The sequence below is a fragment of the Terriglobales bacterium genome, from assembly GCA_035543055.1.
Classification (GTDB): Bacteria; Acidobacteriota; Terriglobia; order Terriglobales; family Acidobacteriaceae; genus JAIQFD01.
In genome coordinates, this window is sequence record DATKKJ010000014.1 from 1 (window position 1) to 19,902 (window position 19,902).

Consider the following 19,902-nt stretch of genomic DNA (forward strand, 5'->3'; position numbering starts at 1 on the left):
AAGGGCTCTACGCCCACAAGCGCATCGGACGCAGCGAAGAACGCGTGTTCAGTGCCGGCGAGAGACACGCGAACCGCGCCGAATCGCGGCCGGTCCGGGAGCGTGACGAGGAAAGGCCGTTCCGCAACCGCAGGCCATACAACTGACCGCGTTTGGCGGGCGTGACGTTGAGCGTAGCGAAACGGTGAGCCCGCCGCGGTCATCCTGACGCCGAGCGCAGCGAGGGGGAAGGATCTCGTGAAGTTCGTCAAATACAGCAAATACGTCGGCGACCCCGCCTCCGAGATGAGCATGGAGGACCTGCTCAACGCCCTCTCCGACTACCTGCTGAACAGCGGTTTCCAGAACCCTTACGCGCAGTTCTACGAGATGAACGAGCAGTCGCTCGAAGAGCTGAAGCAGGCCATCGAGCAGGCGCTGCTGAACGGCGAACTCTTCGATGAGGAGGTGCGCGACCGCCTGCAGCAGATGCAGATGGACGGCACTCTCGACGAGCTCATCGAGCAGCTCATCGAGCGGATGGAGCAGGAAGACTACATCTCCATCGACCAGCCGCACGATCCGGCCAAGCAGTCGAGCGTCGGCGGGCAGGTGGGCCGCAACGAGTCGCAGGCGCGCTTCGAGGTCACCGACAAGAGCCTCGACTTCCTGGGCTTCAAGACCCTGCGCGACTTGCTCGGGTCCCTTGGCAAGTCGAGCTTCGGGCGCCACGACACCCGCGACCTGGCCACCGGCATCGAGGCCAGCGGCTCCGCCAAGCAGTACGAGTTCGGCGACACCTTGAACCTCGACATCACCGCCACTCTCTCCAGCGCCATCCAGCGCGAAGGCCTGGCCCTGCCGCTGAACATCGAGTACGCCGACCTCCAGGTCCACCAGTGCGAGTACCAATCGTCGTGCGCCACCGTGCTCATGCTCGACTGCTCGCACTCCATGATCCTGTACGGCGAAGACCGCTTCACGCCGGCGAAAAAGGTCGCCATGGCGCTCTCTCACCTGATCCGCACCCAGTACCCGGGCGATTCCCTCTCGCTGATCCTCTTCCACGACTCGGCGGAAGAGGTGCCGCTGGCGCAACTGGCGCGGGTGAAGGTCGGCCCCTACTACACCAACACCCGCGAGGGCCTGCGGCTGGCGCAGCGCATCCTGCAACGCCAGCGCAAGGACATGAAGCAGATCGTCATGATCACCGACGGCAAGCCCTCGGCCCTCACCCTCGAAGACGGCCGCATCTACAAGAACGCTTTCGGCCTGGACCCGCTGGTGGTCAGCCAGACGCTGGAAGAAGTGGCCAAGTGCAAGCGCGCCGGGGTCCTGATCAATACTTTCATGCTGGCCTCCGATCACGGCCTGGTGCAGTTCGTGCAGAAGGTCACCGAGATGTGCCGCGGCAAGGCCTACTTCACCACGCCCTACACCCTCGGCCAGTACCTGCTGATGGATTACATGAGCCGGAAAACCAAGACCATCCACTAACAACCCAGTGTCATCCCGAACGCCTTTAGGCGTGAGGGACCTGCTTTCTGTCGCGGCAGCAGGTCCCTCGCGGCTGAAGCCCGCTCGGGATGACACCAGCTCGAAGTACACTGTCGCCATGGAAATCACCACCATTCAGCCCTTTCTCGACTATTTCGAACGCGTGCGCGAGCGCACCATGCGCCTGGTGAAGTGCATCCCGCCGGAAAAGCTCGATTGGACCTACCGCGAGGGCAAGTTCACGCTCGGCGACCTGGCGCGGCACATCGCGGTGACCGAGCGCTACTTGTTCGCGGAGAGCGTGAAGGGCGGTAAGAACAGCTATCCCGGCTGCGGCCGCGACCTGGCCGACGGCTTCGAGAACGTGCTCCGCTTCATGGAACGCATGCACGCCGAATCCATGGCTATCTTCTCGAAGATCACCGACGAGGACTTGAAGAAGAAGATCTTTGCCGCCGACGGCTCCACCATCACCATGTGGAAGATGCTTCGCTCGATGATCGAGCATGAGGCGCACCACCGCGGCGAGATGTACGTCTATCTCGGCATGCTGGGGGTGGCGGTGCCGCCGCTCTACGGCATGACCTCGGAGCAGGTGCGCGAGGTCGCGCAGAAGGCCGCCGCTACAGCGTGATTGCTTCGCGACGGAAGCTAGGCCGGCTTCTTGGGCGCCGTTTCCTCGGCCTGGAAGCCTACTTTGCCATGGGTCCCATCGCAGAACGGCTTGTTGCTGGAGTGACCGCAACGGCAAAGGGCGAACACCGGCTTGCCCGTTAGGTCGTACTGGTTACCTTCGTAGTCGAGCAACATCGCTTCGCCTTCGGCCCCCTCGACGCGGAAGGGACCATTCTTCTTGGCAGTGATCTTGATCGCCATTCTCTCCTCCGAAGCTCGATTCCAGCGGCGAGCAGGATACCATTTCGGCGGTCAAAGCCGCGCACATTGACCCCGGGCCGCGGCTATAATCCTGCGTTGCCGCGCGGCCTCGCCACTTCCGCTTTCTTGGCCCTCGCCTGCGCCCTGGCACTTCCCGCGCAGGAGATCGCCATTTCCGCTGGCGGCAAGACCATCCGCATCCCCAAGATCCAGGCCACCGTCCATATCGACGGCAAGCTCGACGAGCCGGTCTGGAGCCGGCTCACCCCCATCACCGACTTCACTCAGACCGACCCTGACCTGGGTGCTTCCGCTAGCGAGAAGACCGAGGCCTTCATCTTCTACGACGACGAGAAGATCTACTTCGGCTTCCGCTGCTACGACTCCCAGCCGGAGAAGATGATCCATCGCTACGGCGGCCACGACGCCTTCACCAACTCCGATTCGGTGAATATCTTTATCGACACCTTCCACGACCGCCGCACCGGATACTTCTTCTCCCTGAACTCCCGCAACAGCCAGTACGACGCTACCGCCAGAGAATCCGGCCAGGGAGGCGGCTTCGGCGCCTACTACGACGCCACCTGGGACGGCATCTGGGAGAGCGCCACCTCGGTCGAATCCTGGGGCTGGTCGGCCGAGATCGCCATCCCTTTCAAGTCCATCCGCGTCCACCGCGCTTCCACCCAGATCTGGGGCCTGAACCTGGGCCGGGACCTCATCCGCAACAACGAGAGATCCTGGTGGGTGCCGGTGTCCCGTTATGACGGCACTGCCCGGCCCTCCAAGGCCGGCGATCTCACCGGGCTGGAGAACATCAAGGTCGGCCGCAACCTGGAGCTCATCCCTTTCGTATCCACCCGTTATCGCAAGGCGGAGTGGATGCCACAGCACTCCGGCGCCACCGGAAATGGCGGCCTGGACGTCCGCTATGGCGTCACCCAGAACCTCACTCTCAGCTTCACCGCCAACCCCGACTTCGCCGACACCGAGGCCGACGAGTTCACCTCCCAGGTCTCCCGTTACGAGATCTTCTTCCCCGAGAAGCGCAAGTTCTTCACCGAAGGCGCCAACTACTTCGCCACCCCGCTGGGCATTTTCTTCACCCGGCGGGTGGGCTCGGTGCTGCCCGACGGCGAGCCGCAGCGCATCCTGGAAGGAGCGAAAGTGACCGGCAAGACTGGCCCTTGGATCATCGGGGCCCTCGAGGCTGTGACCCAGCGCACGGATCTGATCGATCCCACATCCGGCTTCCGTGTCATTGCGCCGGCCTCTCTGTTCGCTGTGGTGCGGGTGCAACACGACATCCTGCAGAAGTCCAGCATCGGCCTCATCTCCGCCACCCGCCTCCAACGAGGCGTGACCCGCGACTACTACGGAAACGTGACCAGCCAGAGCGAGTCCACCAACGGCCTGGACCTTAACATTCTCTCCGGGCAGCACATCACCTGGCTCTCCCAGGTCGTCGTCAACCAGAACACCACCCATCCCGGCTTCACCGGGCAGCACCTCGGTGGCATCTCGCAATTCCGCTACGATTCCGAGCTTTGGACGCTGAACGTCGGGGGCAAGTACCTGGGCCGCGACTTCGACATCCGCAGCACCGGCTTCGAACCCGAGGTGGACCGCTGGTCCGGCCTGGCCGGCGTCGCCTACAAGCCGTTCATCAACCGCTACGGCATCCGCCAGATCTTTGCCCAACTGAACTACGACGAGAGCAACGGCACCCGCGGCGAACTCGAGGACGCCGGCGCCGATGCTGACATCCGCGTCCAATTCAAGAATTTCTGGAATTTCGAGACTCGCTATTCCTACGACCGGACCCGCTTTTATCTGTTCAACCCCGGCTTCACTCGCCAAGCCTGCCCCGACAATCTGGCCTGCACCCGCGTGTACGTCGAGCCCTTCTGGCAGTTCATCCTCTCCACCAACACCAACCGCCCCTATAGCGGCAGCATTCAGTACACGACTTCCGGCCTGGTGCAGTTCGGAGAGAACTTCTTCGGATATCAGAAACGGGTGGACGTTTCAGTGAACGCGCGCATCGGCGAGCATCACCGCGTAGAACTGACTGCGGTCAACGCCCGCGAGTACCTGCGCGACCACGCCTACTTCCAGGACCGCCGCTTCCTCATCTCCCGCTGGACCTACCAGGTCACTCCCAGGCTGCGCGGGCGGGTCCTGGCCCAGTACGGCGGTGACAAGCATGGACACAATCTGAGCGTGAATTCCATTTTGGCCTACGATTTCACGGCGCGCAGCGCCGCCTACCTGGGCTATAACCGGCAGCGCCACACGCCGCTGGATCCCGCCGACCTGGGCAACGTGGTCTTCTTGAAGGTCTCCTACCTGTTCAGCTTCTAGGGCGGATTCTCTGCCCTAAGTCTTGGCCTCCAGCCTCTCCCGGATGCTCATCGCCAGCTCATAGACCGAGCGGATCTTGTTGGCGGCCGCCCCGGGCATGCCGGGACTTGCCAGGGCCAGCTCCGAGGAGAGCAGGATGCCGGTCACGGCCTCGTTCAACTCGGTGCGCAGACTGGCTTCGGCGTCTGCGCGCGCCCGCCGCAGCTCTCCTTCCCGCCTCCGCAACGCACCGCTGACCTCCCGCGCCACTCGCTCCGCGCTCGACACCGCCGGGCTGATCAGCACCAGGACTGCCGTGCCGCACGCTTGGACGGCGCTGTCGGCCAGGCGCGGCTCCATGTCCCACAGGTGCTGGTCCACGACCACTGCCGCGAACTCTGCCCGCCGCAACTCATCCATTCCTTGACCCAGATCGCGGGCCCAGCCCACCGCCTCGCCCGTCAACCGGCGGATCGCCTCTCCGCATTCCGGGATGCGCCCGAATGAACCCACCAGTAGCACCATGCCCAAGGCAGGTGCAAGTGCGGTTCCAGAAACATCCGTTGAAAATACAGGGATTAGACGGGGGGCCCTTCCCGGACTGGCATCCGGCGGGCCCCCGGGTTCACTGTCGGGAGGCGTATTCCTTCAGCTTGCGGTACAGCGTCGTCTTGCCGATGCCCAGCAGACGTGCGGCCATCAGCTTGTCCCCGTTCAACTGCGCGATGGTGTTCAGGATGGCCTGCTTCTCCAGCTCCGCCATCGGGATGATCTTTCCCGAGGTGATCGGCAACCCTGGTTGTGCCTGGCAGTTCTGAATGGTGGTGGGCAGGTCTGCGCCCTGGATCACCGGGCCGGTGGTCAGGGCGCTGGCGCGCTCCAGCGCGTTCTCCAGTTCCCGGACATTGCCCGGCCAGTCGTAGGCCAGCATCAGTTTCAAGGCCTCGTCACTGATGGTGCGGGTCTTGCCTGCGGGGCCAGCCAGCTTCTCCAGGAAGTGAGCGACCAGCAGCGGGATGTCCTGCTTGCGCTCGCGTAGCGGCGGCAGCTTCAACGCCACTACGTTCAGCCGGAAATACAGGTCCTTGCGGAACTTTCCTTCTTCCACCGCCTGCTCCAGGTTGCGGTTGCTGGCCGCCAGCACGCGCACGTTGATGGGGATCCGGCGGGTGCTGCCCACCGGCCGGATCTCTTTTTCCTGCAACGCCCGCAGCAGCTTGGCCTGCAGGTCCACCGGCAACTCCCCGATCTCGTCCAGGAACACGGTCCCGCCCTCCGCCGTGGCCAGCAACCCGTCCTTCGAGCGCACCGCCCCGGTGAATGCTCCCTTCACGTAGCCGAACAGCTCGCTCTCGATCAGGGTGGGCACCAGGGAACCGCAATCCACGGGCAGGAACGGCTTGTCGCGGAAGGGGCCGGCGCAGTGGATGGAGCGCGCCACCATCTCCTTGCCGGTGCCGCTCTCGCCGATGATCAGCACCGGGTGCGTGCTGCGCGCTACCTTGGCGATCATGCGGTACAGGCGCTCCATCTCCGGAGCATGGCCCACGATGTTGCAGAACCCCATCCGCGAGCGCACCTTCTCCCGCAGCAGGCGGTTCTCCGTGGTCAAGCGCAGATGCTCCGCCACCCGTTGCAGCAGCAGCCTGAGCTCTTCCAGGTTGAACGGCTTGGGGACGTAGTCGTACGCCCCGATCTTCATCGCCTGCACCGCGGCCTGCACCGTGGCGTGGCTGCTCATCACGATGACCTCCGCGTCCCCACGCCGGCGTTTGACCTCCTGCAGGAGTTCAAGGCCGCTGTGGCCTGGGGGCAGGTCCAGCAGCACCACGTCGATGGCTTGTCCCTCCAGCACCCGGAAGGCGACCTCGGCGTGCTCCGCCACGAACGTGCTCATGCCCAGGGACTGCGCCACCTCCTTGCAGCCCTCCCGCACCGCGCGCGCATCGTCCACGATCAGGATGTTCAAGAGTTCGTTGCGCCCTTCTTGGACTTCCGGCATCGATTCCACTGTGGCCATACCGGGTACCTCCGCGAGCACACTTTCACGCAGAACCCCTAGTACCACGAACCGCCTTCCCGATTCAGTGACATTGACACCAAAATCTGGAGGCCCGAATCCGCTCTTTGCTCGGCCCACTTATAGCTTTAAGATATTGTTCTACGTGAAACAGAATTCATTTTGCACATCGGCGGCCATTTCGGTACACGTTGCAAATACGGGAATTAGCGGGACAGCAGCGGGAAAGGATGTGCAGGATCGGGAAACACCCCGGACCGATGTTCCCAAAAAGAAATGGCCTGCATCCCTGCAGGCCACTCCTTACTACTAGCTACCAGCCACTATCCTCTTGCGGTCAGCGGCTGGGTCAGGCGGAAGGTCAGGCGTCGCTCCGCATTGAAGCCGACGTCCTTCTTGCCGGTGGCGTAGGCGGCGCCGGTGCCGGCGCCCGCACCCACCAGTCCGCCGATCAGCGCGCCCTTGCCGCCGCCGGCCAGCGCGCCGATGAGCGTGCCCGCCCCCGCGCCTCCGCCGATCAGCGCCAGGTTGCGCTTCTTATGCGCTCCGCCCTGCACAAAGATGCTGGAGGTCTGCACCGGGACCATCTTGCCATCTACCTCGATCTCGCTCAGCCCGATGCGCAGGTATCCGGAGTTGCTCATGTGTCCTGACTTGCGGGCGGCCAGCACGTGGCCTTTCACCGCCGCTCCCTTGGGCGCCACCGCCTGTCCATTCACGACCAGCGGCTCTTCCAGCACGGCATCAAAGCCATCGCCCGATTGCGCCGTCTCGCTTGAGATCCGCTGCGACAGGCTCACCGTCACCGGTGTTCCGGCTGGCACCACTAGCGGATCCGGATGGGAGAAGAGCCCCTTCTTGGCCTGCTGGTCGAACGGAAGCTGGTTGCCTTCGGGGTCTGCGGCTTGGGGATTGTCTGCGACGCGGTTGCCGCAGCCGCTGGCCAGCGCCATCAGCAGCACCAGCATAGGCAGTGTCATCATGAGGGTCGTGCGTTTCATAGTACCTCCTGCGACTTCACGACTGGGAAGCGCACGGCAAGTGCCATTCTATCTCCCGTATTTTCAATAGATTGGAGCTGCTGCCCGATTTGCGGGCGTGTAATTTTTTCTCGTCTTCGGGCACCATCGAAGGCACAGAAAAAAAAGGACGTCCCTTCTGAGAGGACGTCCTACAGGAGAGGCACAAATGAAGAAGGTCTATTCGCTCGAGCCGCCGGCGCCGCTCTCGCGTACGGCACCGATGGATTCTTGCGGCGCAATCACCCCGTCGAAGTCGGTGGCGCCCAGTACCCGACCCCAGCCCATGGCCAGGGCGCGCAGGAAATAGCCCGGCTCCCCGAAGCCATGCCAGGTGCGGCCGCCATCCCGGCTCTCGAAGGAGCGTCCGGTGGCCGTGGCCAGCAACCGTGAACCCTCGGCGTCGTAGATCATCGCATGCACGTCCTTGGGGGGCAGCCCGGCCATGACGTGCTCCCAGGTGTCGCCCCCGTCGTCGCTGCGGAACGCTCCCTCGCGCGAAGCCAGCCACAGGTGGGCGTCACCATCCAGCGTGATGCCGCGGATCTGAGTGACATATCCGGGGACCTTCGCCGTGTACCAGTGGGAGCCGTGGTCCAGGGAGACCACCACGCTGCGGGCGGTGGCCGCGGCTACCATGTTGCCGCGCACCGCGACCGAGACGAAGTTCTGGCTGCCCTGCACCGGGCCGCCGTGCCAGCTCTGGCCGCGATCGGTGCTGCTGAACAGGCCCACGGAAGTCGCCGCGAACCACTTGCTCGGAGCGAGTTCCAGGGCCGCGACACGCGCCTTCAGGTCAAAGACCAGCGTCTGCTTGCTGACGCTCGACTTCATCCCTTTGCGCGCGGGCGTGACCACCACCTTCTCCGTGACCGCGACATTGGCCGGGCGCCAGTTGCGCGTTGTGCGCTCCCACTGGAAGATGCCGGCATTGGTCCCGGCTAGCAACGAACCGTCGTCCGCCTGGCGCAGGGCGAAGACGTCGCGTCCGGCCAGGCCGTCGCTGGCCTGCTGCCAGCTCTCGCCCCCGTCATGGGAAAGGAAGACCCCGCCGAACTCCTTGTCATTCAGCAAGCCGGCGTAGACCGTCTGGCTGTCGCTGCGATCGAGCAGCAGGGCCGCAACCTGGCGATGGGCGAAGCCGCGGTTGGAGGCCAAGAAGGTCTGCGCCGCATTGTCGCTGGCCAGCACGCCGCTGCGGTCGGTAGCCAGCAGGACCCGCGCCGGACGCCGCGGATCGACCAGCACGTCATTGACGATGATGTTGGGCGCGCTCACCCGTTTCCAGGTCTTGCCCGCGTCCACCGTCTTCCACAGGCCTTCGGTCGTTCCGGCATACACCACATTGCGGTCATTGGGGTCCTGCTTGAGGACGCGGGTGCGCCGCGCCGAGAATGGGATCCCCTGGATCTTGTGGAACAGCTCGCCGCCGTTCTCGCTCTTGTAGATCCCCGAACAGGCGCTGGCATATACCACCGCGGGCTGCTGCGGATCGATGATGATGGAGAAGACGTCGGAATCGTCGATGATGCCCTTCTTGATGTTGCTCCAGGTGGCTCCGCCGTTGCTGGTCTTCCAGGGCAGGTGCCAGGTGCCAGCGTAGATGACGGCCGGATCGGCCGGATCGATCGCCACCGACTCGAAGTTCTTCAACTCGCTGTGCCCGTTGGGCGTGATCTTGCGCCACGTCTGGCCGGCGTCGTCACTGCGGAAGACGCCGTCCAGCGCCCCCGCCACCATGATTTCCGGATGCCCGGCGGCCAGGGCGAAGGCACGGATGCTCTTGCCATGCATCGCCGGAATCGTCTCCCAGGTGCGCCCATCGTCGCGGCTGCGGAACAGTTCGCCGCGCTCGCCGCTCTCCACGCTCCACGCGGCCACGTAGATGGTTCCCCGATGCACGGGGTCGAAGATCACATGGTCGAGCACCAGGTCGTCGCCGTCGCCCAGGTGGGCGAAACGCGACCAGCTGGCGCCGTTATCGCTGGAGACGAACAGCTTGCCAGAACTGGTGCCCAGGAGGATGCGGTCGGGGTTGCGCGGATCGTAGGTCAGGCTGCGGACATCGCCGCCATCCGGACCTAAGGCGCGCCAGCTCGCGGCCTGGCTGCAGCACACCGCTGCGGCCACCAGGACTGCCACCACCATGATGGTGCGAAAGCGCATGGCAAACCGAAGAATCATACAAAATCCATTCCGGCCAGAGTAGTGGGATTTGATGTCATTGCCGGAGCTAACTTTGCCCCCAGCCGCCAGACCCGGCAAGTTACCGAAGGCCGAAATGAGAATGGCCGGTGGGTGTGGACCCACCGGCCAGAAAACAAAGGAGTTACTGCTTTTTCGGGGCCGCAGCCGCGGGCTTCTTCGCGGTCGTCTTGGCCTTCTTGGCAGGGGCAGTCGGCTTCTCCATCACCGGCTCGGTGCCAGCCTGCTTGAAGGTGGCGCCCGCAGGCACGATCCACTGCTCGGTGCTGGCGGCATCCGCGCTGCCGGAACGGGTCTCGAGCCGCGCCGGATCGATGCCCTTCTCCTTCGTCATGTACTCCTTGACGTTGGCGGCACGCTGCCCGGCCAGGTTCTTGACCTTCTCCTTGGCGGTCTTGTTGCCGACGATGACGCCCTTGGCGTCGGCATCGCGCTGCAGGCGCAGGGCGTAATCGTCGAGTGCGGCCTTGCAGGCGTTGTCCACGCGCGCCGGCTTGGCTTTGTTGGTGTAGCTGCACTCGTTGAGCTTGCTGGCCTCGGGCGGCGGCGGCGGATTCTCGACGTTCACATTGGCCGTGCCATTGCTCGACAGGTTGCGGCTGTCGGTACAAGTCGCGGTCACCGTGATGGGACCGGGGGATGCGCCCGCGGTGTCCAGGGTCGCGCTGTTGCCGCTGCCCGACACCCGGCCCGCGCTCGACGACCAGTTGGTGATGCTCGCCGTCACCGGGTAGTCGGCGCTGTTGTCCGGGCTGCTGCACGAGCAGGAGATGGTCGAAGGCGTCCCCGACTGCACCGTGCTCGGGTTCGCCGAGCAGGCAACCTGCGGAGGATTCTTCGGCCGTTCCTTCACCCGGAAGCTGGTGTTGCAGCTCGCCGTCGCCTTCGGGTTCTTGGTGTCGGTGACCTTCGCCGTCAGGGTGTAGCTGCCGGGGTTCAGGCCTTTGGTGTCGATGTTGGCGGTCTCCTTGCCCGCGACCTTCAGGCCGCCGCTGGCCGTCCAGGCGATGTCCACCGGGTGCTTGGGATTGAAGCCGCCAGGGGTCACGGTCGCGCGCACGCCTTCACCGGCGAACACCTCCGTGGGCTGCACCGAGCAAGCCGCGGTGGGCGGAGCCGGAGGCGGCCCGCCGCCCAGCAGGAACACCAGGCCGGTGCGGACCCGCGCCGCGTTCACCGCCTCCGAAAGGAAATCAGGCTCGGCACGGACCCAATCCGCTTCGATGAGGCGGATGGCGATGTTACGGTGGACCTTCAGGTCAAGACCGCCGCCCAGGGCCAGCCCGACGCTGTTGTCGGCGCTCAGCCCGGACGGGGAAACGCGCGCCAGGCCGAACAGCGCGTGCACGAACGGCCGGGCATGCTCGCCGTTAAGCAGGGTGAATTTCGGCCCGAACAGGATGGTGCTGATATTGGAAGTGTCGGAGTAATGCCCGCCGAAATCGGCCCCGAACCCGAAGTGGGGGGTGAAGTTGTAAGTCACGTTCGTGCCCCAGCCCGCAGGAATGCTCTCGTCGGGAGCATTGGCGGACCCGGGGTGAAGGTAAGAATAGCCTGCGAAGATCTCGACTTTAGGCGGCGACTGGTCTTGCGCCGCAGCTCCCAATGAAAAAAGCGCGATCGAACAAAATGCCAACAGTAAACGACGGATCAGCATGGGTGCTTCCTCCGGTATCAAAACTGAACTCTTGCGGGACTGTCACGCGCAACCGAAAATGCGGCCGAAGCGGCACAGAAGGAGACGGACCCCGGCCGCAAGCTGCGAATTGTAACAGCTTTGGCAGCCGGAGCGAAAGGAAGCGGGAGCCGCATCTCGCGCTAGCAAAGGAACTTCGGCGATCTCGTGTCGGAGGGGGCCGGGCGGCCGATTACTGATTGATAAACCTGGGTTGCGCCGATTACGAAAGTGCACTGCCCCCTTGCCTTGACCGAGCGGCATGTTGTTCGATGCAAGTGACCTCAGACCTGGTGCCGGCATCACAAGAAGGAGATTCCGAGCGATGGTCTCAAGCGCCGGCCCGCACCCTGTAAGGCATAATGAATCGAGCGAGATGAGCCAGGAAAAGGTACTGATCGTCGAGGACGAGGACAACGCCCGCACCGGCTTGGCCGAAATGGTCGGGACCTGGGGCTATCGGACGGAGACTGCCCGCGACGGGCTGGAGGCCCTGGAAAAAGCGGCGGCCTGGTCGCCGGCAGTGGTGATCACCGACATCAAGATGCCGCGGATGGACGGCATCGAGTTGCTGCAGCGGCTGGCCGAATTGCCCGTGCCCATCATGGCCATCGTGGTCACGGCCCAGGGGTCGGGCGAGGTCGGCTTCCAGGCCGGACAACTCGGCGCCTACAGCTACATCGAGAAACCCATCCATCCGGCGCGGCTGCGCAACCTGCTGGAGAACGCCACCCGGCAGCACGAGACCGAGGTCGAGCTGGAGGTCACGCGCCGCAAGCTGCGCGACACCGGCACTCTGGGCTCGCTGGTGGGCTCCTCGAAGAAGATGCAGGAGATCTTCCGCCTGGTCGAGATGGTGGCCCCGAGCACCGCCTCGGTGCTCATCACCGGCGAGAGCGGCACCGGCAAAGAGCTGGTGGCCCGCACCATCCATAATCTGAGTCCGCGCAAAAGCAAGCCGTTCGTGGCCATCAACTGCTCCGCCATCCCTGAGACCCTGATCGAGAGCGAGATCTTCGGCCATGAAAAAGGCGCCTTCACCGGCGCCCTGGAGCGCCGCGCCGGCTGCTTCGAACTCGCCGAGGAAGGCACGCTCCTGCTGGACGAGATCGGGGAAATGCCGGTGGGCACGCAGGCCAAGTTGCTGCGCGTGCTCGAGGACCGCAAGCTCCGCCGCCTGGGCAGCAAGGTGGAGACGGAAGTGGACGTGCGAGTGCTGGCCGCCACCAATAAGGTCCCGGAAGAGGCCGTCGCCAAGGGCGAACTGCGTAATGACGTCTACTACCGCCTCAACGTCTTCAACATCCACATGCCGGCGCTGCGCGAACACAAGGAGGACTTGCCGCAACTGGTCGAGGCGCTGCTCGCCGAAGTCAACGCCAAGCATGGGCGCCAGGTCGCCAGGGTCAGCGAGCCGGTGATGGAGCTTTTCCTCAAGTACGGCTGGCCGGGGAATGTGCGTGAACTCCGCAACACCCTGGAGCGCGCCGTGATCGTCTGCGAGGGCGCCGCGGTGGAGCAGAAGCATCTGCCTCCGGGGTTCGGCAGCCTGCTGCCCAGGCCGCCGGTGGCCGAAGCGAACGCGGTGCGCGTCAGCGTGGGCACCACTGTGGAAGAAGCGGAGAAGGCCTTGATCCTCAAGACCCTGGAGGCTACCAATAACAACAAGACCCGGGCGGCGGAGATCCTGGGCATCAGCCTCAAGACCTTGCACAACAAGCTGAAGGAGTACGGCAGCACGGTGACCAACGGGGTAGCCGCCGGCAGCGGCACGTAGACTCATAGTTCATAGTGCATAGTGCATAGTTCATAGCCCACAGTTCGCGGTGGCCCACCTCTCGGCGCTCTTGGCGAAGGGTTGGGGAAGACGACTGAGGACTGGCGACCGGCGACTGGCGACTGCTTTTCATGGCCCGCATTCACCTGAAGACGAAACTGGTGCTGGCCATCACCCTGATGGTGATGGCGCTGGTGGCCGTCCTGTCCAGCATCTACCTCTCCCACCTGGTGCGCCAGCGGGTGGAAGAGGTGTACCAGAGCGCCCAGTTCGTGGGACACGAGGTCTTCCACGCCACCCGCCAGGCCTTGGAGGTGGACCTCAGCAGCACCAAGGCCGACCTCTCCGATCCGGCCGGGCTGCGCGCCGCCATCGAAGAGGTGCTGACCACCGATCCGGGCCTCAATTCCCTGCTGCAATCCATCGTGGGTTATTCGCCCACCATCTACGACGTGGCCATCGTGGACCCGCGGGGGCGCGCGCTCTTGCACACCGACGCCGACAAGACCGGCAAGCTGGTGCCGGAGCGCGATGATTTCGCGGTCGTGCGCAACGGCAGCATCCGCCAGCAGGTCGGCATGGTCTTCGGCCCGGCACGGGTCTTCGAGATCCGCATCCCGCTGGAACGCGACGGGCAGCCGTTCGGCGCCATCCGCGTCGGCATCTCGACGGTCTTCCTGAAGAACACCCTGCAACCGCAGTTGACCAGCGCGGTGCTGTTCTCCGGGCTGGCTATCCTGGTCTCCCTGGCGCTGGCCGCCGGACTCTCGAACCTGGCGCTGAAGCCGCTGGAAGCCATCAACCGGCGGCTCGACCTGCTGACCGCCGGCCAGCCGGTGCCGGAGAAGGAGAGCGCGCGCAGCGACGAGTACGGCGTGGTCACCAACAAGATCGACCGGCTCGGCCAGCAGGTGCGCGACGTCAAGGAGGTCTTCTCCGCCTTGAAGGAGAACCTTGACCAGATCATGGCCAACCTGGAAGACGGCTTGATGCTGTTCACCCGCGACTGGCGGGCGGTGCTGGTGAGCGCTGCCGTGGAGCGTTTTCTCGGCCAGCCGCGCCACCAGATGCTGGGCCATGACGTCCGCGAGATCTTCGACGAGAACACCCGGCTGGGCCGGATCGTCCGCGACGCCTTCCAGCTTCGGCAGGACGTCGGCGTCTGCGAAGTGGACACCGAAGAAGGCCGGCGGGTACAGGTCTCGGTGGACTTCATCGAGGAGAACGGCGAGCGCATCGGAGCGCTGATCACCTTGCGCGATGCCGAGTCGGTGCGGCGTATCGAGGACGAGATCGAGCTTTCCCGGCGCCTGGCCGCCATCGGGCGGCTGACCTCCGGGGTGGCCCACGAGGTCAAGAACCCGATCAACGCCATCGTGGTGCACCTCGAGGTGCTGCGGCAGAAGCTGCACGCGGTGGATCCCGACACCCAGCGCCACATGGACGTCATCGGCGCCGAGATCCAGCGCCTGGACCGCGTGGTGCAGACCCTGGTGGACTTCACCCGGCCGGTGGAATTGCGTTTGGCCGACCACGACTTGCGCCGCATCGTGGACGACGTTCTGATGCTGGCCGCCCCCGAGGCCGAACGGCTGGGCGTGGCCATCGAGCGCAACCTCGCCGGCGGGCCGCTGCCCGTCAAGGTCGATGCCGACCTGCTGAAGCAGGCGGTGCTCAACATCGTCATCAACGGGGTGCAGGCGATGCCCCGCGGCGGGAGCCTCACCGTGTCCGTCGGACGCCACGATCCCGAGGCGTGGATCGAGGTGCGCGACCAGGGCGGCGGCATCCCCCCGGACATCCGCGACAAGATCTTCAACCTTTATTTCACGACCAAGAAGGCCGGCAGCGGGATCGGCCTGGCCATGACCTATCGGGTGATGCAGTTGCACAACGGCTCCGTCGAATTCGAGAGCCGCGACGGCGAAGGCACCACCTTCCGCTTACACCTGCCGCTGGCCGCGGCCCACGAACAGCCGCCGGCAGAATTGGCGGCACAGCCCTGAGACGAGTAAGCTGTCATCAGTGAAACGCGCGCTGCACTTCGTCTTCGTCGTTCTGCTCTCGAGCTCGCTGCTCGGGCTCACCGGCTGCTGGTTCAAGAAGAAGAAGCCACCGGTGCCGCAGCCCAGCGCGCAAGCGCCTGCGCCCGCGCCGGAAACCCCGCCGCAAGAACAACCGCCACCTGCCGCCCCGCCCCAAGAAGAGCCCAAGCCGGCCGAGGCCCCACCACCCAAGCCGAAGCCCAAGCCGAAACCGAATCACGCTGCCGCCAAGCCGGCGCCCCCGGCGCCCGCCAAGCCGGAAGAGAAGCCGCAGCAGCAGGCTGCGGTCAAGCCTCCAAGGATCGTGATCTCGGAAGGCAGCAGCCGCGACTCAGCGGGGCAAATCTCGACCCCGATCGCCCACGACGACGCCACCCACCAGCGCCTGACCACCGCCCAGCTGCTGGAGTCCACCGAGGCCAACCTGCGCGACCTGAGACGCACGCTTACCGCCGACGAGCAGGCCATGGTGGCGCAGATCAAGGACTACATGGAACAGTCGCGCAACGCCACCTCTCAGCAGGACTTGGTGCGGGCCCGCAACCTGGCCCTCAAGGCCCACCTGCTCTCCGATGAATTGGTGAAGAAATAGTAAGGATGCGACCCGGTGATCACGTACTCAGTACTCGGTACTCAGTTTCCTTCGCAGTTTCACACATCCCACTGAGTACTGGGTACTGAGTACTGCGTACTTCTTCTCAGCGCGCCGTCCCCGCCGCGTTCACCTTGGCCAACACGTCCCGGGCCTGCTTCTCGAAGGGGCCCTTGAGCGCGATGGTCGCGTTCAGCGCTTCCCTGGCCTCGGCATAGCGCTTGAGCTTGGCGTAGGCATAGCCCAGGCGGAAAAGCACGACTTCCTGCGATCCCGGATCGTCCTTCAGCAGGTCGCTGGCGCTCTTGAACTCAGAGATGGCCGCGGCGGTCTTGTCCTGTTTCATCAGGGCGTAGCCCAGCGCCTCATGCGCCAGCCCGACCGACAGCTTGATGGTGCGATCGGCCTCAGGCGCATCCGCCTTGCCCAATCCCACCGCCTTGCGCGCATGTTCCATGGCCCTTGCCAGGTAAGGGTTCCTGGGATTCGGGTCCTCGGCCAGCGCATAAGCGAGCAGCGATAGGGTGGCGACGTTGTTCGGACTGGCGGCCAGCGCCGCCTCCCCGTACTTGGCGAGAGCGGTGAAATCCTGGGCCTGCAGCAGCCCCGTGATGGCCAACTGATGCACCTGGTCAATGTAGCGGCCGTCGGAGAACGATTCGTCGTACTTCTGGGCGTACTCGACCCGCTTCTTGGCGTTCTGTTCCGCAGCCACAGCGTTGAAGGCCGCGCCATCGAAGAACTCGAACTGCTGCTGCACCTGCTGGCGCTGCCCTTCCAGTTTGGCCGCCCAATCCGCGGCCTCCACTCCCGGCGGGGCCGGCGCCTTCTTGATCCCGTTGATCGCCTTGCCGCCCAGCGAGGCGTAACCCATGATCTTGCCGTTGTCCTTCAACTGCTGCGCCGCCATGGTCTGCGACATCAGGATGTCGAGATTGTTCGGCACCGCGGCCATGGCCTTGTCGCCGTAGGCCAACGCCTTGGCGGCATCGCCGGCCGATAGATAGTGCTGCGCGATCTGCGAATCGCCATAGGCCACTGCGGCCGGGCTGGAGGCGTACTTGGCGACGAACTCCTCCCACATTGCCAGCCGCTTGGCATCATCGGACTCTTTCGTGATGGCCTGGATGGCGGCATCTTCGGGCGTGCCCGCCTCGATGAGGATGCTTTGCACCTGCGCCGCCGCCGGCGCCGTAGAGACGGCAACAAGGATGATTGCCAGGAACCGGTTCTTCATGACGCACCTCGTGGCACGTTGCCCAAAGTGCCCTGGCGCGAATCGTAGCCCCAAGCTACGCTCGGCGCAACTCGCCGGTCGCCTGAGAGGTTCCAAGAAGCAGCCGAAACGGCTACTTGCCGGGGACGGCGGCTGGAGATTCCACCCGGATGCGCGCCACGCCGCCCGCCGGCATCACCACGATGCGTGGCAAGCTGCCATCTTTATGACGGAAGGGCGACAGCCCCGGGAGGGTGTCGATATGCAGATGGTCGTGCAACACAGCGCGCGCGGGGATGTCGTCGAATTCGAACAGGTCTCCGGGGAGGAAGTGGCCCTGGGCCAGGAGCAGGAGCTCGCGCTCGCTGCGCAGGTCCTGGCGCAGATGCGGGTCGAGCACCAGCACCCAGTACACGTCCCACTCCACCGGGCCATCGCTCTCCGGCACGGCGTTGACGATCATGTTGTGGTCGTAGCCCTCCCAGCCCTCGGCATGGTGCTGCGTCCCGGGGACCACGACATAGAGGTTGAGCCGCCGGTCGCGCGGGCGCTCGTTGCGGGTCGAGATGCCCAGTTGCCAGGGCCCGAAATCCAGGGTGCGCTGCCCCCGGGCGGGACGCTCGAAGGTGAGGTTGACCACCTGGCCCTCGAAGTACGCGCTCGGCATGGGCTGGCGCGGAGGCCCTGCCGCGACGCACAGGGCGCCGGCACACACCAGGGCGGTGATCGGACCGGTCCTCATCGTGACCCCACGCCTCTATTATCCGGCTACTTGAGCGCCGGATCGGCGGAAATCGTGCTGCTCCCGCAAACCGAAGGACACGCCCGCCGGTGCATTGTCAGTTTCCGTGCCGCTGCTTTTTCGAGTAGATTGAACCCAGATGCGGCGGGCGCTCCAACATCGCGGTTTGAGACTCATCTTTGTCGCCAACCTGATCTCCATGGTAGGCAGCGGCATGAACACCGCCGCCGTCACCTGGTACATCCTGCAGGCCACTCATTCCGAGATGAGCCTGAGCCTGCTGGTGGTGCTGCAGACCGTCCCCGCCATGCTCATGCTTCCCTTCACCGGGGTCATCATCGACCGCGAGGACCGGCGCCGCCTGGTCATGCTGCTCGACGCCGGCCGCGGGGTGGTGATCGCCATCGTCGCCGTGCTCGCCTTCACCCATCGCGTGCAGGTGTGGCAGCTCTACGCCATGGGCGTGCTGGTGGCCGCGGGCTTCTGGATGTTCTGGCCTACCATCACCGCCCTCATCCAGGAACTGTCGCCGGAGGAGGAATTCGTCGGCGCCAACACCATGCTGCTCGCCGGGCTGCAGGGCGGATGGATGATCGCCGGCGCCCTGGTTGGCTTCGTGTACGAGCACATCCATCTGAGCGGCATCCTTGCCGTCGATGTCGCGACCTATGTGATCTCCTTCCTCTGCTACCTCGCGGTCCGCAAAGGCAGAGTGACGGTCGCCCAACGTGATCTGCCGCCCGGGGTGGCCGAAGGCTCCTGGGGCCAGTTTCTGCACGAACTGCGCGCCGGGCTCAAGTACCTGCATGGGCGGCGCTCGGTGGTCCTGCTGGGCATCGCGTGGGCGTTGTTCATCGCCGGCATGCTGACCCAGGGCGTGGTTACCGCGCCGCTCAGTGACCGCATCCTGCACGGCGGCGCCCAGGGGTATGGCTGGCTGAACATGGGATGGGCGATCGGGGCCTTCAGCAGCGCCCTGTACGCGTCCCTGGTCATCCGCTACCTGCGCGGCCGCCGCGCCGTCACTTTCGCCATGGCCGTCCTGGCGATTAGCCTGACGCTGGCGCCGCACTCCCGCGTCCTGCCGCTGGCCGTGTTGTGCTACATCGTCATGGGATCGGGCCGCGGCATCGGTGGCGTCGGCATCTCCTCCAGCATGATGGAGATGGTCCCCAAACACTTCATGGGACGGGTGCAGAACACCTTCTACTTCCTGGGCACGCTGCTGCAATTGATCACCTGCATCGCCGTGGGCGCGGTCGCTCACCACCTCTCCCTGGCGCTGGGCTTCGCCATCATCGGATTGATGTACGCCGTTGCCGCCCTGACCTCCGCCTGGCCGGTGGCGAAGGCGCAGGAGGCCCCGGCCGAGCCGGTGCCGGAATCCGCCGAGGCGACTTGACGCAACTTGGTACTTGGTACTGAGTACTGGGTACTTCTCTTCTGTTATTCTTTTTCGTCTCACGGGAGATCGCATGTCCTTGCAAGGCCGCACCGCCATAGTCTTCGGCGTCGCCAACAAGCGCTCCATCGCCTGGGCCATTGCGCAGAAGCTTCAGGCCGCCGGCGCCCGCCTCGCCATCACCTACCAGAACGAGCGCCTGGAGCAGGAGGCCAAGGACCTCATCCAGTCGCTGCCCGGAGCCGAGGCTTTCATGTGCGACGTCTCCAAGGACGAGGAGATCGCCCGCCTGTTCGAGCAGTTGAAGTCGCGTTACGGCAAGCTGCACACTCTGGTCCACAGCGTCGCCTACGCGCCCGCCGAGGAGCTCAAGGGAGACTTCATCAACACCAGCCGCGAAGGCTTCCGGGTGGCCCACGACATCAGCGTGTACTCGCTCATCGCCGTCACCCGCGCCGCCGCCCCGCTGATGGAAGACGGAGGCAGCGTCATCACCCTGACTTACTACGGAGCG

General features: G+C 64.8%; 16 protein-coding genes. 8 read left to right on the forward strand and 8 right to left on the reverse strand.

Features of this window, described 5'->3' with window-relative positions; translation table 11 throughout:
* Nucleotides 1-237: 237 nt before the first annotated feature.
* Together VMS96_00830 and VMS96_00835 are read left to right on the forward strand one after the other, a co-directional pair.
* Nucleotides 238-1,476, forward strand: coding sequence for a VWA domain-containing protein (locus VMS96_00830; protein ID HVP41940.1), 1,239 nt, complete (start codon nucleotides 238-240; stop codon nucleotides 1,474-1,476).
* A 118-nt stretch (nucleotides 1,477-1,594) separates the two neighbouring features.
* On the forward strand, nucleotides 1,595-2,110 hold the full coding sequence (locus VMS96_00835; GenBank protein HVP41941.1) for a DinB family protein: 516 nt from the start codon (nucleotides 1,595-1,597) through the stop codon (nucleotides 2,108-2,110).
* Nucleotides 2,111-2,127: 17 nt separating this feature from the next.
* Here the strand turns inward: VMS96_00835 and VMS96_00840 are convergent, their stop codons facing one another.
* Nucleotides 2,128-2,352 (reverse strand): CDGSH iron-sulfur domain-containing protein, encoded by a 225-nt coding sequence (locus VMS96_00840; protein ID HVP41942.1) that lies wholly within the window; start codon nucleotides 2,350-2,352, stop codon nucleotides 2,128-2,130.
* 96 nt (nucleotides 2,353-2,448) lie between these two features.
* Between VMS96_00840 and VMS96_00845 the strand changes: the two genes are divergently transcribed.
* Nucleotides 2,449-4,716, forward strand: coding sequence for a DUF5916 domain-containing protein (locus VMS96_00845; GenBank protein HVP41943.1), 2,268 nt, complete (start codon nucleotides 2,449-2,451; stop codon nucleotides 4,714-4,716).
* Between the two features lie 15 nt (nucleotides 4,717-4,731).
* On the opposite strand, the gene VMS96_00850 is transcribed toward VMS96_00845, so the two are convergent.
* From VMS96_00850 to VMS96_00870, 5 genes are all read right to left on the reverse strand, one after another.
* On the reverse strand, nucleotides 4,732-5,220 hold the full coding sequence (locus VMS96_00850; protein ID HVP41944.1) for a hypothetical protein: 489 nt from the start codon (nucleotides 5,218-5,220) through the stop codon (nucleotides 4,732-4,734).
* 100 nt (nucleotides 5,221-5,320) lie between these two features.
* Nucleotides 5,321-6,715 (reverse strand): sigma-54 dependent transcriptional regulator, encoded by a 1,395-nt coding sequence (locus VMS96_00855; GenBank protein HVP41945.1) that lies wholly within the window; start codon nucleotides 6,713-6,715, stop codon nucleotides 5,321-5,323.
* 323 nt (nucleotides 6,716-7,038) lie between these two features.
* Nucleotides 7,039-7,716, reverse strand: coding sequence for a hypothetical protein (locus VMS96_00860; protein ID HVP41946.1), 678 nt, complete (start codon nucleotides 7,714-7,716; stop codon nucleotides 7,039-7,041).
* 198 nt (nucleotides 7,717-7,914) lie between these two features.
* The gene (locus VMS96_00865) at nucleotides 7,915-9,918 is read right to left on the reverse strand and encodes a hypothetical protein (protein HVP41947.1); all 2,004 of its coding nucleotides are present in this window, start codon (nucleotides 9,916-9,918) and stop codon (nucleotides 7,915-7,917) included.
* Nucleotides 9,919-10,063: 145 nt separating this feature from the next.
* Entirely contained in the window at nucleotides 10,064-11,596 is a 1,533-nt protein-coding gene (locus VMS96_00870) for a hypothetical protein (protein ID HVP41948.1), read from the reverse strand.
* Nucleotides 11,597-11,990: 394 nt separating this feature from the next.
* Between VMS96_00870 and VMS96_00875 the strand changes: the two genes are divergently transcribed.
* The 3 genes from VMS96_00875 to VMS96_00885 all read left to right on the forward strand — a co-directional run bounded on the left by VMS96_00875 (nucleotide 11,991) and on the right by VMS96_00885 (nucleotide 16,028).
* Nucleotides 11,991-13,391, forward strand: coding sequence for a sigma-54 dependent transcriptional regulator (locus VMS96_00875; GenBank protein ID HVP41949.1), 1,401 nt, complete (start codon nucleotides 11,991-11,993; stop codon nucleotides 13,389-13,391).
* Between the two features lie 131 nt (nucleotides 13,392-13,522).
* Nucleotides 13,523-15,397 (forward strand): ATP-binding protein, encoded by a 1,875-nt coding sequence (locus tag VMS96_00880; protein HVP41950.1) that lies wholly within the window; start codon nucleotides 13,523-13,525, stop codon nucleotides 15,395-15,397.
* A gap of 19 nt (nucleotides 15,398-15,416) precedes the next feature.
* Entirely contained in the window at nucleotides 15,417-16,028 is a 612-nt protein-coding gene (locus VMS96_00885) for a hypothetical protein (GenBank protein ID HVP41951.1), read from the forward strand.
* A 106-nt stretch (nucleotides 16,029-16,134) separates the two neighbouring features.
* On the opposite strand, the gene VMS96_00890 is transcribed toward VMS96_00885, so the two are convergent.
* On the reverse strand, nucleotides 16,135-17,265 hold the full coding sequence (locus tag VMS96_00890; protein HVP41952.1) for a tetratricopeptide repeat protein: 1,131 nt from the start codon (nucleotides 17,263-17,265) through the stop codon (nucleotides 16,135-16,137).
* 112 nt (nucleotides 17,266-17,377) lie between these two features.
* Complete coding sequence (locus VMS96_00895; protein HVP41953.1) at nucleotides 17,378-17,986, reverse strand: hypothetical protein; 609 nt, start codon at nucleotides 17,984-17,986, stop codon at nucleotides 17,378-17,380.
* Nucleotides 17,987-18,125: 139 nt separating this feature from the next.
* On the opposite strand from VMS96_00895, the gene VMS96_00900 reads away from it, so the two are divergent.
* The gene (locus VMS96_00900) at nucleotides 18,126-19,388 is read left to right on the forward strand and encodes an MFS transporter (GenBank protein ID HVP41954.1); all 1,263 of its coding nucleotides are present in this window, start codon (nucleotides 18,126-18,128) and stop codon (nucleotides 19,386-19,388) included.
* Nucleotides 19,389-19,461: 73 nt separating this feature from the next.
* Nucleotides 19,462-19,902: SDR family oxidoreductase (locus tag VMS96_00905; protein ID HVP41955.1), on the forward strand; the 441-nt coding region annotated here is incomplete at its 3' end.